This is a genomic window from Okeania sp. SIO1H4 (assembly GCF_010672695.1).
Lineage (GTDB): Bacteria > Cyanobacteriota > Cyanobacteriia > Cyanobacteriales > Microcoleaceae > Okeania > Okeania hirsuta.
This window is the reverse complement of the sequence record NZ_JAAHGB010000056.1, coordinates 1-17,034: the sequence shown is the minus strand read 5'-3', so window position 1 is coordinate 17,034 and position 17,034 is coordinate 1. Positions and strand designations below refer to the sequence as shown.

The 17,034-nt window shown below is 38.5% G+C and carries 7 protein-coding genes; 3 read left to right on the top strand and 4 right to left on the bottom strand.

What is annotated here, in order from left to right; genetic code table 11:
* The first annotated feature begins 1,177 nt into the window (after positions 1-1,177).
* From mfd to F6K06_RS25705, 3 genes are all read left to right on the top strand, one after another.
* Positions 1,178-4,720, top strand: coding sequence for a transcription-repair coupling factor (gene mfd, locus F6K06_RS25715; RefSeq protein WP_287244205.1), 3,543 nt, complete (start codon positions 1,178-1,180; stop codon positions 4,718-4,720).
* 875 nt (positions 4,721-5,595) lie between these two features.
* Positions 5,596-5,721, top strand: coding sequence for a hypothetical protein (locus F6K06_RS25710; RefSeq protein ID WP_275670284.1), 126 nt, complete (start codon positions 5,596-5,598; stop codon positions 5,719-5,721).
* A gap of 46 nt (positions 5,722-5,767) precedes the next feature.
* Positions 5,768-6,379, top strand: coding sequence for a hypothetical protein (locus F6K06_RS25705; RefSeq protein WP_124143381.1), 612 nt, complete (start codon positions 5,768-5,770; stop codon positions 6,377-6,379).
* Positions 6,380-6,947: 568 nt separating this feature from the next.
* On the opposite strand, the gene F6K06_RS25700 is transcribed toward F6K06_RS25705, so the two are convergent.
* The 4 genes from F6K06_RS25700 to F6K06_RS25685 form a co-directional block, all read right to left on the bottom strand.
* Complete coding sequence (locus tag F6K06_RS25700; RefSeq protein WP_287244201.1) at positions 6,948-8,990, bottom strand: WD40 repeat domain-containing protein; 2,043 nt, start codon at positions 8,988-8,990, stop codon at positions 6,948-6,950.
* Positions 8,991-9,744: 754 nt separating this feature from the next.
* Positions 9,745-10,944, bottom strand: coding sequence for a glycosyltransferase (locus F6K06_RS25695; RefSeq protein WP_124144236.1), 1,200 nt, complete (start codon positions 10,942-10,944; stop codon positions 9,745-9,747).
* Between the two features lie 658 nt (positions 10,945-11,602).
* The gene (locus tag F6K06_RS25690; RefSeq protein ID WP_287244198.1) at positions 11,603-13,534 is read right to left on the bottom strand and encodes a S9 family peptidase; all 1,932 of its coding nucleotides are present in this window, start codon (positions 13,532-13,534) and stop codon (positions 11,603-11,605) included.
* 1,345 nt (positions 13,535-14,879) lie between these two features.
* Positions 14,880-17,034, bottom strand: a 2,155-nt coding sequence (locus F6K06_RS25685) for an Ig-like domain-containing protein (protein ID WP_287244196.1), incomplete at its 5' end; no start/stop codon positions are given.

The window sequence follows — 17,034 nt, the reverse complement described above, 5'->3', positions numbered from 1 at the left end:
TTGAAAGAACTAATCAAGAATTTTTTATAGCAGAAGGAAGAAGGAAAAATATTGCGTTGTCTGAGTTTCAAGATGAGCGATCTGTCAAACACCTTTCCTTCGACTGCTATATAATACCAATTACCATGCATTAGTGCTATATTTGGGTAACACTTCAGTTATTAACTAATTAAACTATCCGAATAAACTTTTTGCTAATTTGAGTCAGTTTAATATTAATTATTATTTTTTTTTACTTCTCACCCACTCCCCTACTCCCATACTCCCCTACTCCCCTACTATGTAAAAATGTAGAAAAGTTTTTGAGAAATGGTATAACTCATTTGAGGGGAGGTAAGAAGATAGGGAGAGAAGTAAGGGAGTAGGGGAATAGGGAGCATTTTTCTACTTGCTTGATGCGCGTTCCGCAAGCGAGCCGTCGTCGTCGCAGGGTCGCATCCGCTTTTTCCCCTATTCTATTTCTAAATTTCCTGACTTCACCACCGACTAAGGACGGCAGCCAAAAGCACATACCGCGTGCAAAGATATCATAAGGATTCTATATAATGGCAGTTGGTGCAACCGTAATGGTATTAATTGAAATTGAGAAAAATGACTTCAGCTCCAATTGAAATAGCACCTCAGCACCTCAGCTCTCAAGGCGTATGATGGGGATTTTAATCCACCAGAACACGCACACCACGCGCTTTTTCAAATAAGCATGGGGGACGCCGAACCCGCCGATTTTAGCTGATAGCTGATAGCTGATAGCTGATAGCTTGTTAAAACAGGACTTAAGCATTTTGCCGAAAAAAACACTATATGTACCACAATGGTATGGTTTTTATCTACTATATATAGTACCTTTGCGTAATTCTTGTCAAAGAAAGAGGATGTATTTCGGTTTTTTTCCTACTGACAGTTTTTTCCGCTCCTCTACTCCCTCACTCCCCATCTCCCCGTTGTCTCGTAGCAAGATATATCTGAATAGAGTAGAATCATGAATTGTTAAATTTTGCAATCCTGACTCCTGACTTCAGCTTCGCTGACTCTTGACTTCCGGCTTAGAAAATCAAATTAAAAATCTTATGACCAAAAAATAGGGTCAATAGCCAGAAAAAAGTAAACTTCAGTATTTTCTTGCCTCATGCTTTAGGGGTTGGTACTGATAACTGATAACTGATAACTGATAACTGAAATGACACTATCTTCTATTCTTAAACTACTCGGGCGATCGCCCTTAACAACCGAACTCCTAAACAAACTCCAACAACACCAATGCCTACAACTCAACGGCGCTCCGCGTTTACCCAAAGGCTTAGTTGCATCTACCCTGGCCCAACAACAACAGCAAAATTTATTTATCGTTACTGCCACTTTAGAAGAAGCGGGACGGTGGGCGGCACAGTTAGAAGCAATAGGATGGCCGAAAGTTCACTTTTATCCCACCTCAGAAGCATCACCCTACGAACCCTCCCACTCCGAAGAAATGATTTGGGGACAAATGCAAGTATTGGCAGACTTGCTAAGTGAGAATGCGCCAGAAAATGCAACTAACAATGGTAACGATAGCAATAAAGCAAAAATGGCCGTAGTTGCAACAGAGCGATCGCTCCAACCCCACCTACCCACAATCAAACAATTTCAACCCTATTGTCTTACCCTTAACCCAGGCATTACCAGCAACTCCAAAACCTTCAGCACGACAGGGAGATCGGCCACAGATACACAGATAAATCATTCTCAGTCTGATGGTTTAGAGTGTATATCTTTAGATGAAAAACTTGCCCAGATGGGATATGAAAGAGTACCCCTAGTAGAAACCGAGGGTCAGTGGAGTCGCCGAGGGGATATTATAGATATATTTCCCGTAGCATCAGAATTACCAGTGCGCCTAGAATGGTTTGGCGACGAACTCGAAAAAATTCGGGAATTTGACCCTTCTACTCAACGCTCCCTCGACAAAATTGCCAAAATAGTAGTCACTCCCACAAACTTTAGTCAGTGGGGGTGGGGAAACTTAGAGTCAATGACCGACTCAAAATTTGTCTCCCTTTTAGACTATTTGCCAGAAAATACCCTAGTCGCCATAGACGAAGCTGACCAATGTGCTGCTCATGGCGATCGCTGGTTTGAACTGGTAGAAGAAAACTGGCAACAACTCAACGCTGACCAAACATCCCAACCATTACCAAAAATTCACCGCACTTTTGCCGACTCTCTCGCAGAAGTAGAATTATTTCCCAGACTATATTTATCCGAACTTGCCAAAGAAAGCAATAGCAGTATTACCAGCTCAGTCGAATATACCCTCAACCTCGCCAGTCGTCCCTTACCAGTCATGCCACACCAATACGCAAAACTGGCAGAAAACCTGCGCCAGGAAAGGGAACGGAAATTTTCCGTATTTCTCATTTCTGCTCAACCATCGCGGTCCGTATCCCTACTCCAGGAACACGACTGTCCCGCTCAGTTTATCCCCAACCCCCGGGACTACCCCGCCATTGATAGACTGCAAACCCAACACACCCCCGTTGCCATCAAATATAGTGGGTTAGCAGAATTAGAAGGATTTGTTTTACCCACATTCCGGTTAGTTTTGATTAGCGACCGAGAATTTTACGGACAACACACCCTCGCCACTCCCACCTATATTCGCAAACGTCGTCAAGCAGCTTCCAAACAAGTAGACCCCAATAAACTGCGTCCCGGAGATTATGTAGTTCACCGTCAACATGGTATCGGCAAGTTTGTCAAATTAGAAAGTCTGACTCTGAATAATGAAACTCGCGACTATCTGGCAATTCAATATGCTGACGGTTTGCTCAGAGTTGCCGCTGACCAACTCAGTTCTCTGTCGCGACTGAGAAGTACAGATAAGAAAAAACCGCAGCTCAATAAACTGACGGGTAAAACTTGGGAAAGCACCAAAAATAAAGTCCGCAAGTCAATCAAAAAATTAGCCGTTGACCTGCTGAAACTTTATGCTCAACGCGCCAAACAAACAGGTTATAGTTTTCCTGCTGACTCCCCATGGCAAGAAGAAATGGAAGATTCGTTTCCCTATCAACCTACTCCCGACCAGTTGAAAGCAACTCAAGATGTGAAACGGGATATGGAAAGTGAGCGAGCAATGGATCGCCTGGTTTGTGGTGATGTGGGTTTTGGTAAAACAGAAGTTGCTATTCGGGCAATTTTTAAAGCAGTCACTGCCAACAAACAAGTAGCATTTCTCGCCCCGACTACAGTTTTAACTCAGCAACATTATCATACTCTCAAAGAACGTTTTGCACCTTATCCCATAGAAATAGGTTTACTCAACCGCTTCCGTACTACTAATGAAAAGAAAGAAATTCAGCGGAGGTTGGCGACTGGGGAGTTGGATATTATTGTTGGCACCCATTCTATTTTAAGCAAAACGATTAACTTTCGGGAGTTGGGGTTGTTGGTGGTGGATGAGGAACAACGGTTTGGTGTTAACCAGAAGGAAAAAATTAAGGCGCTCAAAGCTCAGGTAGATGTGTTGACATTGACTGCAACGCCAATTCCCCGGACTTTATATATGGCGCTTTCGGGAATTAGGGAAATGAGTTTAATTGCGACTCCACCCCCATTGCGTCGTCCGATAAAAACTCATCTTGCACCCTACGATCTGGAAACTGCTCGCACTGCAATTCGCCAAGAGTTGAATAGAGGAGGGCAAGTTTTTTATGTTGTACCGCGCATTGAGGGTATTGAAGAGTTGGCGGGAAAATTACGAGAAATGATTCCCGGAGCTAGAATTAATATCGGTCACGGTCAGATGGATGCTAATGAATTGGAGTCAATAATGCTCACGTTTAGTGCTGGCGAAGCTGATATTTTGGTTTGTACCACAATTATTGAGTCTGGTTTGGATATTCCTCGGGTCAACACGATATTAATAGAGGATGCTCAAAAGTTTGGTTTGTCTCAGTTGTATCAGTTGCGGGGAAGGGTTGGTCGTGCGGGGGTGCAAGCTCATGCGTGGTTATTTTATCCTACTACTGCTTCCGGTGGGGTAGCACTGACAGATGATGCCCAAAAACGGTTGCGCGCAATTCAGGAGTTTACCCAGTTGGGTTCTGGATATCAGTTGGCAATGCGAGATTTAGAGATTCGGGGAGCGGGAGATATTTTAGGTGCAGAGCAGTCTGGTCAGGTGAATACCATTGGGTTCGATCTGTATACGGAGATGTTGCAAGAAGCAATTAGTGAGGTTAAAGGTCAGGAAATTCCCCAGGTGGATGATACGCAAATTGACTTGAGTTTGACTGCGTTCATTCCCGCAGACTATATTCTAGATTTAGATCAAAAAATGAGTGCATATCGGTTAGTTGCTGCTGCTAATAGTCGGGAAGAGTTGAGTCAAATAGAAATTGATTGGAGCGATCGCTACGGTACTATTCCGAAAGCTGCTTTACAGTTATTAAGGATGATGGAATTAAAACAAATTGCCAAAAAATTAGGCTTTTCTCGGATTAAATTAGAAGGGAAACAACACGTTGTTTTAGAAACACCAATGGAGGAAGCAGCTTGGAATTTATTAAAGGAGAAATTACCAGGTCATTTAAAGTCTCGTTTTGTGTTTAGTAAGGGTAAAGTAACAGTTCGTGGTTTAGGTGTTTTAAGTGCTGATAAACAGTTAGAAAATTTAATAGAATGGTTGATTAAAATGGAAGGTGCTTTGCCAGAAACTCAATTAAATTTTCAGTATTTATAAAAAGTGTTTTGACTATGATTGGGAGGGGTGTTATTAACTTATTTTGTGACTAAAAAAATCAATAACAATTTGACAACTGTTTGCTACAAATACCTAGGCTATTTATTAGTAGTCAGGTAGGGAAGCCGCCACATTGGCAACCTACAGAATGAATAGTTTTCATACCATTTTTTAGGCTGTAATATCATGTGCCCCCTTCGGGGAGCTACGCTTACAGTAAAACAGTTATAATTAGGGCTTGCTGATTAAATCTAAAAGCATTGACATATAAAGACTAAAGAATTTTTGGAGTCGAAAAAAGTGCAAATTTTTCACCTCTTTATGCTCAAAAAGGAGCGTATTTTAGGCGCATAGTTGGGCCGAAAAATCATTCTTACAAAACTTAGCTCCTACCTCCTATAAATTCCAATTTCTCCTGTCTCCTGTCTCCTGTCTCCTGTCTCCTGTCTCCTACCCCTACCACTCATACTTTTTCAGTAAACCCTAATTATGCTCGTAGTTGTGCTCTAGCCCTAACATAAGTATTTATACTACATCCGGTTTAGTAATAGGATATTCAAAAAAGTTGAAGTTTTTGCTATAGATCGGATTTGGGAATAGGGTAAGTACCTCTTCATCAGCGGATTTAGTATTAAAAGGGCTAAATCCCAACTACAAACAAAAATTTTATTATAACTAATTATGCGTTAGCGTAGCTCCCCTGGAAGGCAGTAGGGTAGCTTCCCCGGAGCAGATACATAATATAATTTATCTTTTTAGTTAAAGGGACATCTCCTGTAGATTCTTTTAATTACCCTTACTATTAATATAGCGTTTCTCAAGTTGAGGTACAGTTGTTTTTCTTCTTTAACGATTTAGAACAAACTATTTTCGGTATGGTTTCTAACGGTAAACTTTGGGAATTTGGTAAATTGAAAGGAGATGTTTTTACCTGGAATATTATCAGTTATACTCTGGGAGACTTGGAGAGATTATTTGCAGTTATAAATTATGTGTTTTAGCAGTGTTTGTTAGAATTAGAGAATAATTAAAACAGAGTATTAAATCATGCCATTCAGTAATTACAAAAATATTGCAGCAGTCGCCAAAGAATATCAAATCAAATATATTTCTGCAAATTTTATCAATGAACTGGAATTTCCAGTGCCTCAAAATTTTAGAGAAGAATTAGAATTTCTACTTTCTCATGGAACCATATACGGTTCAGAATATGCTATTTGCGAAAATTTAATTTATCCTCTTTTGAAAGAAGTCTGGAAATCTTATTATGAGAAACTGACGCTTTGGAGCCACGAAACTTTAATTTATGATGAAAAACTTTCAGGACAACCAGATTATATTGTGACTAAACTCAATCCTCTAGGCAGAATGATTTTTGACAAACCCTATTTTTTAGTAGTTGAAGCCAAGCAAGATAAATTTGAAGAAGGATGGGGTCAATGTTTAGCAGAATTATTAGCAGTACAGAAAATTAACAACGATTTAGAACAAACTATTTTTGGTATTGTTTCTAATGGTAAATTTTGGGAATTTGGTAAATTAAAAGGAGATATTTTTACTAGGAATACTATTAGTTATAGTATTGGAGATTTGGAGAAATTATTTGCTGTTGTAAATTATGTATTTCAGCAAAGCTTGTTACAGTTGGATAATAATTAAAATAGTCTCTTAATCTAATATTTAGTAGTAAAATAACACTTGGAAATAACCAAAATTGGGATTAAAAATTCCTGAAAAAAAGTTATTTTTTATAATTGAAATATCAAAAACATACCGCTGTATCTCAGATGAAGCAATTCGAGATTTAGAATAAATTTGCGATTATATTCCTGTAAACAATTCTAATACCAATTTGATAAATATTTGCTACAAATAACTAGGTTATTTCTGAGGAGTAAACCCACTCCTAACCATTCCCAGGAGAGGAAGTCACCGAGTCATAATGAATAGCTTTGCATAAATTATCAATTATTTCTTCCTGTTCCCTGTTCCCTGTTTCTTGTTCCCTGTTCCCTCTTTTCTGGAGATGTCTAGTTATAGATAGGTTAACTGTTTAGGAATCAGGAGTCAGTCCTCAGGAGTCAGGAGAAGAAAGAATTAGAAAGATGAGCTTAGTTATGGCGATTGGAGAATTTTTTATGTCCAATTAAACGGATTTGAGATAATATCATATCCGTTTGAATACTTATACTTTCAAAATCTAATTACTCAACCGGATATGATATAATTAACTAACTTGCCACAAACGAACGACACCGTAGCGACCACTAGATGCTAAAAAGTTGCCATTTGGAGAAAACGCAATACTGTTAACAATATTAGTATGTCCAAATAAAGTTTTTAGGGATTTACCAGTAGTAACATCCCATAAACGGATAGTTTGGTCGTCACTTCCAGATGCCAATATTTTGCCATCAGCAGAAAAAGCAACTCGATTAATTATACTCTGATGCCCTATTAACAGTCTGCTCATTTTTCCAGTGGTAATATCCCACAACCGTATAGTTTTCTCTCCACCAGCAGATGCTAATAATTTACCATCTGGGGAAAAGGCAACTGTTTTAACATACATTGTATGTCCTGAGAAAACTTTCAGGGGTTTACCGTTGCTAGTATGCCATAACCGGACTGTTTTATCTGCACTTCCAGATGCCAACATTTTACCATCAGCAGAAAAAGCAACACTCCAGACTAAATCTTCATGGCCTGCGAGCAGTGCTAACTTCCTACCAGTAAGTACATCCCATAATATTAATGTTTCTTCCCGACTACCAGATGCTAATAACTTGCTACTGGCAGAAAAAGCTACACTTTTAACTACATCTGTATGTCCTGTCAAAACTCGTATTTGTTTTCCAGTAATAGCATTCCACAAACGCACGCTAGTATCATCACTAGCAGATGCTAATAACTTACCATCTGGAGAAAAAGCCAAACTACCGATTAAACTTTCATGTCCTTTGAGAATGCGTAATTGTTCCCCAGAAGTAGTATTCCATAAGCGGATGTTTTTATCCCAACTTCCTGATGCTAAGGTTTTGCTGTCGGGAGAGAAAGCAATACTTTCCACTCTATTCATAAACCCTTGAATTAGGTGTACTAATTCTCCAGTGGTAACATTCCACAAGCGCACGGTTTCATCTCCACTACCTGAGATTAATAAACTGCCATCGGGGGAGAAAGCGACACTGTTAACAAAACTTGTATGGCCAGTAATTAGTTGTAACTGTTTTCCTGTAGTCACATCCCATAAACGCAAATTGTTTTCATCTCCTGCGGATACTAATAATTTGCTATCTGGAGAGAAAGCTGCATCATATATTTTACAACTATGACCTTGTAAAACTCGCAGTAGTTGACCAGAAGTAACATCCCATAAGCGTATAGTTTCATCCCAACTGCCCGATGCTAATATTTTGCCATCTGGGGAGAAAGCAACCATTGTCACCCGACCTTGATGCCCTGACAACAGTCGTATTTGTTTGCCAGTGGCAACATTCCATAAGCGTATAGTTTCATCCCAACTGCCCGATGCTAATATTTTGCCATCTGGGGAAAAAGCAACTGTTTCGACTCGTTTAATATTTTCTTGGAGAACTTGTATTTGTTTGCCAGAAGCAACATCCCATAAGCGTATAGTTTCATCCCAACTGCCCGATGCTAATATTTTGCCATCTGGAGAGAAGGCAACGTTATTAACTGGGGAAATATGTCCTTTTAATTCTGCTAATAATTGACCTGTGCGTAAATTCCATAAATAGATATTTGGATCTGCTCCTATAGCTAGCAAGTTATGATGAGAATTAATCGCACCACACCTAGCAGGACAGTCGATTTCCCATAATATATTGTCACTCAAACCTATGTGAAATAAGGTAGCACCACCAGCACTACAGACAAGAATTAAATTATTTTTTAAAGGAATTATATCTGTGATAAATCCACGTCCTAAACGTTTTTTCATCCCTTGATTAACTAATTCTGGTAAAGCAACGGAGCGAGGATATTGTAATAATTCTTCTTTTTGTTTTTCTGTGGCTTTTTCCCAGAGTAAATTGTGTGCTGTCCATTGCACTATTCCTGTTTCTGTTTGAATAATTTGGGCAACAAGTTTGATGCCTTCTTTACCAAATTTAAGTGCTTCTCTAACAGCAGCTATTCTTTGTTCTTGGGAGTTATTATTGGTAAGTTTAGTTTTGAGATGCTGCAATTTTTTCAGAGTTTCTGTATCTTGTGGGTTAAAAGATTTATTTTGTAGGTTATTATTCATTGTTTATAGCTGATTTACTTAATACCATTGTATTTAATTTTATTGAAGAAGGAAGAAGTAAGAAGGAACAAGGAACAAGGAACAAGGAAAGAGAATCACAAAGATTTAGTAGTTATGACGATTGGAGAATTCTTTGACAGCAGATTCCAGCAAGCGTGAGGTACACCCCGATGCGGGCAAGATGCCCGCACTATAAACATTTAATTATCGGTACTTTGATATTTTTTATAGCGAAAATGCCTTCAAAGCTAGCAGGGGTAAGGGAAATACGTTGCTCTGGCTAAAAATGCCTCTTTGCGTAGCATTCCGCAGGAAAACCTAGATATATCAGGAAAAAGGTTGGTTAAATGTAAAACCTAGACTATATAAGGGTTTGATGCTGTTCTTAACATATTTTTTCTCAAAGTACCATTATTAATCATAACTTACGCAGAACCGCCATATCTAGTAAGGGCGATTTCCTACGGAATGCTCCGCAAACGCGAATCGCCCCTACAGATGGTGTATGACCTAATATAGCAATGTGCGCTGGCATATTTACAAATTGCAGGAGGTGTTCAATAGCTAAAAGTCTTATATTATCAGCTTTTTATTCCCCCAAATGAGCTGTTCCCTATTGCCTGTTCCCTGCGCGCAGCGCTATATTTTGCGTAAGTCCTGTTAATATCTGTGGTAAGCATTTCCTGCGGAATGCTGTGCAAAATGAGGCTAACTGATAGCTGACTGCTGATAGCTGACTGCTGATTGCTTACGTTTATTGTTGAAATTTTTCTGGTGAATAAGTTCGCCCTTTCCAATCACTACCTCGCCCTCGCCAGTGTCGCCAAGCTGAATCTATGGTAATTAATGTATAGATAAAAGCAACAGTTGGTAAACTCATGGCATAGATTGGTGAAAGTTGATAAAATCTGACAATAGGTAAGTAAGCTAAAAACATTAATATTCTTGCCAATAAAGCGATCGCTACTATTTCCCACCAACTAAAAATTACTCCTAAAATTATTCCTAATGAGGGAACTAAATAAATTAATTTCATCCCTATGACTGTTACTACTAATAGCAGCGGTGAATAATTTAGCTGAGTAAAAGCAGTACGAGCAACCATACTCCAAATACTAAATAAATCTGGATAGGAACGTCTACTTTTGGTGTCTGAAGTTAGTCCTAAGCAAATCTTTTTATTGGTTGATTTTTGTTTAACTGTTTTAGCTAAAGAACAATCATCTATTAAAGCATTTTTAATAACTTCTATTCCGCCAATTTCATCTAAAACTTGGTGACGAATTAATATACAACCTCCAGCAGCAGCAGCAGTAGAACTTTGCGGATTATTTACCCATCTAAATGGATATAATTTTTGGAAAAAAAATACAAATGCTGGAATCATTAATTCTTCTGCTAAAGTTTGGCATTGCAGCTTCACCATTAAAGAAGCTAAGGCTAAATTTTCCTGTTCTGCTTTAATAATAAGTTGGCGAATATTTGTGGAGCTATGTTCAATATCTGCATCAGTAAAAAGAAAATAATCTGGGGCTGGGGTTTGTTTTTTTGCATAATTAATTCCTTGATTAATTGCCCATAGTTTTCCACTCCAACCACTAGGTAATTTTCCTGCTGAAATTACTTCTAGCTTAGTAAAACTATCATTTTGTTGAGCTATTAGTTTCGCAACATTAGCTGTGTTATCTTTGCTATTGTCGTCCACCAATATAATCTTGAAATTCCCTAGATAGTCTTGATTTAATAAGGATTTTAGTGTCAATCTCAATAATTTTGCTTCATTTCTAGCAGGAATTATCACAGAAATTGACGGCCAATATTGAATTTTTCTAATTTCTGTTTCTGATATTGGTAATAATCGTTGATCTGCCAACCAAAATTTGCCTCTAAAAATTAATAAATATATCCATATTATTAGATTTAAAATTATCGTTATCAATAATATTTGCTGCATAAATTAACCCTGAAGTCTAAATTTAAGAATATTTAAAGTCAAGCTATAGGTGTTAAGTCTTGGATTTTAAGTGAATGATATCATCTCCGCTTAATTAGTGGTTAAAAAACTTTTCCCTGCCCTATTATTATTTACATTATTTATCTCTTTTCACTGATTTATAATTATTCAACTAAGCATGATACTATATCATGCCCGAAGGCAATCGTTTGTGTAAACCCAAGGGTGAATATCTACAGGAAATTTAGGTTTTTTTCTTGCTCAATAGCCTTCTTCCCTCTTCCTTCTTCCTTACCTTCGCGCTTACAATACCGATGCTACCGGACATGATATAACCTACGATCTAATACCATTTTAATAAACAGGTGAAAAACTTAGGTTACCCTTTGGTTAGAGGTCAGAAGTGATTGGGTAATTGTCATACTCTTCCATAACTTTAATCAAGAAGTTGCACATAATAAACTTAAGCATTGCCTTGCTTTGAGAAACTCTATTTATATGCAGATTCATCAAGATTTGGTATTAGGTAAAATCTTGTTACCTACAACCTAAAACCTAAAACCTAAAACCTACCACCTTCTATAAGATTTTGCATTAGGTAAAATGTCGTTACCTACAACCTAAAACCTAAAACCTACCACCTACCATCTTCTTCTTCCTAGAGATTAATAATTTCTACCTCCTCTAAATTATCAGCAGGTGTAAATCCAAATACACGGGAGTAAAAATAAAATTCCCCATCTAAAGCTCGTTTAATATTCTCTGAACGACGAAACCCATGTTGTTCTTCTGGAAAGGCAACATAAGCCACTGGTAATCCTTTTTGCTTTAAAGCTTCTAACATTATTTCTGCTTGATTTGGTGGCACAATTTTATCTTCTAAACCTTGGAAAAAAATTACAGGACAAGACAAAAGCTCAGTAAAATTAATAGGCGATCGCTGTTTGTATAAATCTTTTTTTTCAGGATAAGGACCAATCAATCCATCTAAATAACGAGATTCAAATTTATGAGTATCTGTAGCTAAAGCCTCTAGATTGCTAACTCCATAATAACTAGCACCAGCCTTAAAAACATCCTTAAAAGTTAACGCACATAAAGTAGTATAACCTCCTGCACTACCACCAGAAATAGCCATACGATTACTATCAACTAAACCCCGTTTAGCTAAATATTGAGCGCCATTAACACAATCATCAACATCAACAATTCCCCAGTTATCTTTTAGTCTTTGCTGATACTCTCGTCCATAGCCAGTGCTGCCTCCATAATTAACATCAAGTAGAGCAAAACCACGACTTGTCCAATATTGAATTTTTAAGCTTAAACTACTAGAAGTTGCTGCCGTAGGGCCACCATGACTTTTGACTAAAAGAGGTGGTTTTTCTGATGTTATTTCTGTGTAATCTTGATTAGTTGGTGGGTAAAATAAACCATAAGCAGTATTCCCATTTTCAGTAGGAAATTCTATTGATTGAGGAATAGATAAATAACCTGAATTAATTTCTAAATCTGTAGAACGTTTTAAGATATTAATAGCACCTGTAGATAGATTTATATTGACAATTTCAGTGGGTTTTGTGGGAGAACTTCCCAGAAAATAAACTCGCTCTCCTTTAACTTTTAAAGAACCCATAGAAGTATAGGGTATTTCTATTTGCTGTAGATGTTTTTTCGTAGCATTAAGAGTTGCTAAATGCCAAGTTCCATTTTGAGTAAAAGTGCAAATAATTTTGTTTGCTGCTGTAAAACCATAAGTAGACATTCCAAATACCCATTGTGGCATTCCAAACTCTGCATTTAAAGGATATAATGGTTCTACATTTACCATTTCAGTTCCTGAAACCCGATAAATATTCCACCATTTAGAGCGATCGCTAACAAAATATAAGATACCTTCTGGCGACCATTCCGGTTGAAAAATTGATTCTTGTTTGCCACCTGCAACTAATTGAGCTTCACCTAATAAACCATTTGCATTAATCTTAGCTACCCATAACTCAGTACCATCCCAAGGCATATTAGGATGATTCCAACTTATCCAACAAAGTCTCTTGCCATCAGGACTCAGACGTGGTGAGGCATAAAAATCATTACCCTCGACTAATATCTGAATATCTGCCTTATTTTTGATATTGATGCTAACTATCCTATTTATAGGTTCTCCACCTTGAGTATGATCTTCCTGAATACAAATTAGGCGATCGCGCTGTTTATCCATCACAGCATCAGCATAACGGCAGTTTGCTTCTGGAGTTAAAGGTTGAGGAGCTGCATCTGGAGTCTGGCAGTAGAGACGTTGGTCAGCAAAATTAGAAAAATAAATCCTGCCATCTGTCACCAAAAACGCACCACCTCCGTATTCATGGACTCTGGTGCGGACATTAAAAGGTGGGGGGGTGATGTCAGTTGTCTGTCCATCTGGAGTGTGACGGACAATTACATTCCGTCCACCTTCTGAGGGTCGTCCCTCGATCCAGTAGACATCCTCACCATCAATGGCAAGACTGCTAAGTCCAATTGTCCCTGCCACAATCAAATCAGCAGTGATGGGAGATTTCCAAGAGCCATAAGGTGCTATTTCTTTCATAGTTTAAAATTAATATTATAGATTATAAAGCAATATTTACTATTAATTGTGTCATTGTCAGTCACTAAATCTTAAATATTCAGTTTCATTTAATATAGGACAATATAATTTTGACTTCACTACCGCCATTCAATCTACAATATTAATACAACCCAATAATATAGAATCCGGTTATATAGTATATGTTTATAGTTCTATAAATTACTTCAATTACTTCAATATTCGGCGTTGCACAGTGACAAATGATTTTAGATTTTTGATGAACAGGATTTTGGATTAATCAATTGCTAAAATGATTAATATTAGGTTTTTTACTCAAAGTCTAAACTAATTTTTGGCAATATCATTCCATAATGTGCAAACCCTAATATTCTATCTCCCCATCTCCCCTGCTGGCCTTGGTGAATCAAGCTATGAAACCTAAACTTAGCCAAATATAAAATGCTTTTCAGTTAATAGTTATACAATTTCTCCATGAAGTTGCGCTTAATAAAAGATAACAGCTATTAGTAAAATTCAGGTTTGTGTAAGAATTATTAAGCGCATTATGACAGATAAATGGTATTAGGCAATTGCCATTAAAGCACAATCATAGCCAAAATTACCAACGCCCCAAGGCTATTCTCAAGTCTTTGTTAACTCTATGATTGAATAGTCTAGGGATATTAATGGTGGGTTGGGGAGCAATTAAATACGACCGCAATATTGAGTGCGTTCGCAACACATCCTCTAGTAAACTGAATGGATGCGATCGGCTAAAAAGGAGGAATTTTTGATGTAAATCGATAATGGAAAAAATATTGAACACCTTGCCCCGTCTTACTTGAAAAATATTCAAAATTTCTCCTATAAACTGCGGAATGTGAGGTGAAAAAGTTTTTAGCTGGTGGTGCATTGTAATGATCGTGCATTGTAATTATTTTTTTTATAGCAATGTGCGCTGGCATATTTACAAATGGCAGGAGGTGTCCAATAGCTAAAATCTTATATTATCAGCTTTTTATATCATGTCCGGTTGAATACTTAAACTTTGGAGGAGGTAAGGCAGAAGGCAGGAGGCAGGAGGCAGAAGGAAAGAAAAGGTTAGAAGGGAAAAGGTTTTTTATCACGCTATTATCCGGACATGATATTATTCCCCCAAATGAGCAGTTCCCTATTGCCTGTTCCCTGCGCCCAGCGCTATACCAGACACGGTAGTGGGAGCATCTTGCTCCCTTCGCGGGCAGGATATCCGCATTACCAATTGCTTATTCCTATTTACCATTACGCGAGCAGGACTACCATTTTAATACTGCCAACTTACCCCTACTTCAAATTATGCGAAGTTGTAGACTATTCTCATTTATTAGATGAAAAAGGAATCATTGAGAGTAGTTAAGCGAGATGCTATTTGCCCTGAGGTCGCAGACAAATTTTCTAGAGTAACTAAAAGTTGATCGTTCCAGAAAATAGAAATGTTGTCTCCAACAGGATTGATTGTTAAGTTCTGTTCATCAGTAGTCAGTCCATCAGTTAATACGAGGAAGTCTTGATTGATATCGAAGTCGGTGATGATATCTGCTCCTTGGTTAAGGTTGATTAGGAAGCGATCGCCACCACTACCTCCAGTGAAAGTATCATCACCTTCCCCACCACTCAAGAAGTCATCACCTGCTTCTCCAAGGAGAGAATCATTTCCTGACGATCCAAACAAGCTGTCGTTATCTTCACCACCTAACATTGTGTCATTACCATCTTCACCAAACAATTGATCCTCACCTTGATTGCCAAACATGAGGTCGTCTCCTGTGCCACCAAACAACTCGTCTTGCTGGCCTTGTGTGCCAACTGCTGCTACAAGTTCGGGGTTATCTCCATAGAGAGTATCATTACCTTCACCGCCACAGAGAGTATCATTATCTTGATCGCCAAACATGAGGTCGTCTCCTAGCTGACCATATATTAAGTCATCACCCTTACCACCTCGTGAAGTATCATTGTCTTCACCACTAAGGATAGTATCTGCAGCATAGTTACCACTGAGGAAGTCATTTCCGGCACCACCAGAAATCAAGTCCTTTCCTAATACATCAGGATCAGTAACACTATTGTTGCCACCATAGATTGTGTCATCTCCTTCCTCCCCTAACAAGGTATCGTCTCCTTGGTCGCCAAACATGGAATCATCATCCTTACCACCATAGATGAAATCATCTTGTTTACCACCGTACATGACATCGTTTCCACGACTGCCTTGCATGACATCGTTACCTCGACCGCCATAAACAGAATCTTCTCCTACTTCCTCTTCTGATAAATTTGAACTAGGGTCACCAACAATTTGATCGTCACCATTTTCACCCATGAGTGAATCGTTCCCCTCCTGTCCGAAAAGAGTATCTGAGTCTTTTCCACCACGGACTTCATCGTTACCCTTACCACCCATGAGCAGATCATTGTGACGGTTGCCGTTGAGGGAGTCATTACCCCTTCCACCATTCATAGTATCGCTACCAGTAAAGTCTTTGTCAGTACCACCAGCGGTACCACCCCAAAGAACGTCGTTATCTTTGTCACCTAGAACAAGATCGTTGCCTATATCACCCCAGATTACATCATCTTGCTTACCACCACGAACTATATCGTTTTGTTTTCCTGAGTTAATAAAATCCTTTTGTTCTTTGCCATTAACAAAATCATCTCCACGGTTAGCAAAAATTACGTCTTCACCCTCACCACCATAAATAATATCATCGCTATCACCACCTTCTACTGTGTCATTTCCACCCAAGGCATCAAAAGGTTGTCTGATGTTGCTGATCTTAATCAATTCACTTGCTTCTGTACCGAAGAATAACTCTTCAAATAGATTTGTTTCGTCGATAACTATAGAGGGTAAAATAGGTAAATCTACAAGTTCTATAGTTGGAGGAGGAGGACATGAACGATCTTCATTTATAGGAGTTGGTTCTGGAGTTGGTTCTGGAGTTGGTTCTGGAGTTGGTTCTGGAGTTGGTTCTGGAGTTGGTTCTGGAGTTGGTTCTGGAGTTGGTTCTGGAGTTGGTTCTGGAGTTGGTTCTGGAGTTGGTTCCGGAGGATTAAAAACATCAATAGAAATATTGGCAGGTTCTAAAGGGTTACCATTAGGGTTATTGGCCACATAAGGAATACTCACAACTCCTATAAACCCTGGAGAAGGAGTGAAAGTTACATTACCTTGATCATCTACTTCAAAAGTACCTTGATCATCTACTTCTAAGGTGGTCTGAATTCCTGGAGTCTCTGGGTTGAGGTCAATAGAAGTCAGGTCTATAGGAGTATCGTTATCAGCGATATTCAGAGTTACAGGAGTATCAATAGGAGTTGTGGCACTGTCATCCTCTAGGTCGCCGACAACATCAATAGAAATATTGGCAGGTTCTAAAGGGTTACCATTAGGGTTATTGGCCACATAAGGAATACTCACAACTCCTATAAACCCTGGAGAAGGAGTGAAAGTTACATTACCTTGATCATCTACT

Bases quoted from the DNA above. Each gene is read 5' to 3' on its own strand.
- mfd (WP_287244205.1), top strand. From the start codon at position 1,178: ATGACACTATCTTCTATTCTTAAACTACTCGGGCGATCGCCCTTAACA.
- F6K06_RS25710 (WP_275670284.1), top strand. From the start codon at position 5,596: ATGGTTTCTAACGGTAAACTTTGGGAATTTGGTAAATTGAAAGGAGAT.
- F6K06_RS25705 (WP_124143381.1), top strand. From the start codon at position 5,768: ATGCCATTCAGTAATTACAAAAATATTGCAGCAGTCGCCAAAGAATAT.
- F6K06_RS25700 (WP_287244201.1), bottom strand. From the start codon at position 8,990: ATGAATAATAACCTACAAAATAAATCTTTTAACCCACAAGATACAGAA.
- F6K06_RS25695 (WP_124144236.1), bottom strand. From the start codon at position 10,944: ATGCAGCAAATATTATTGATAACGATAATTTTAAATCTAATAATATGG.
- F6K06_RS25690 (WP_287244198.1), bottom strand. From the start codon at position 13,534: ATGAAAGAAATAGCACCTTATGGCTCTTGGAAATCTCCCATCACTGCT.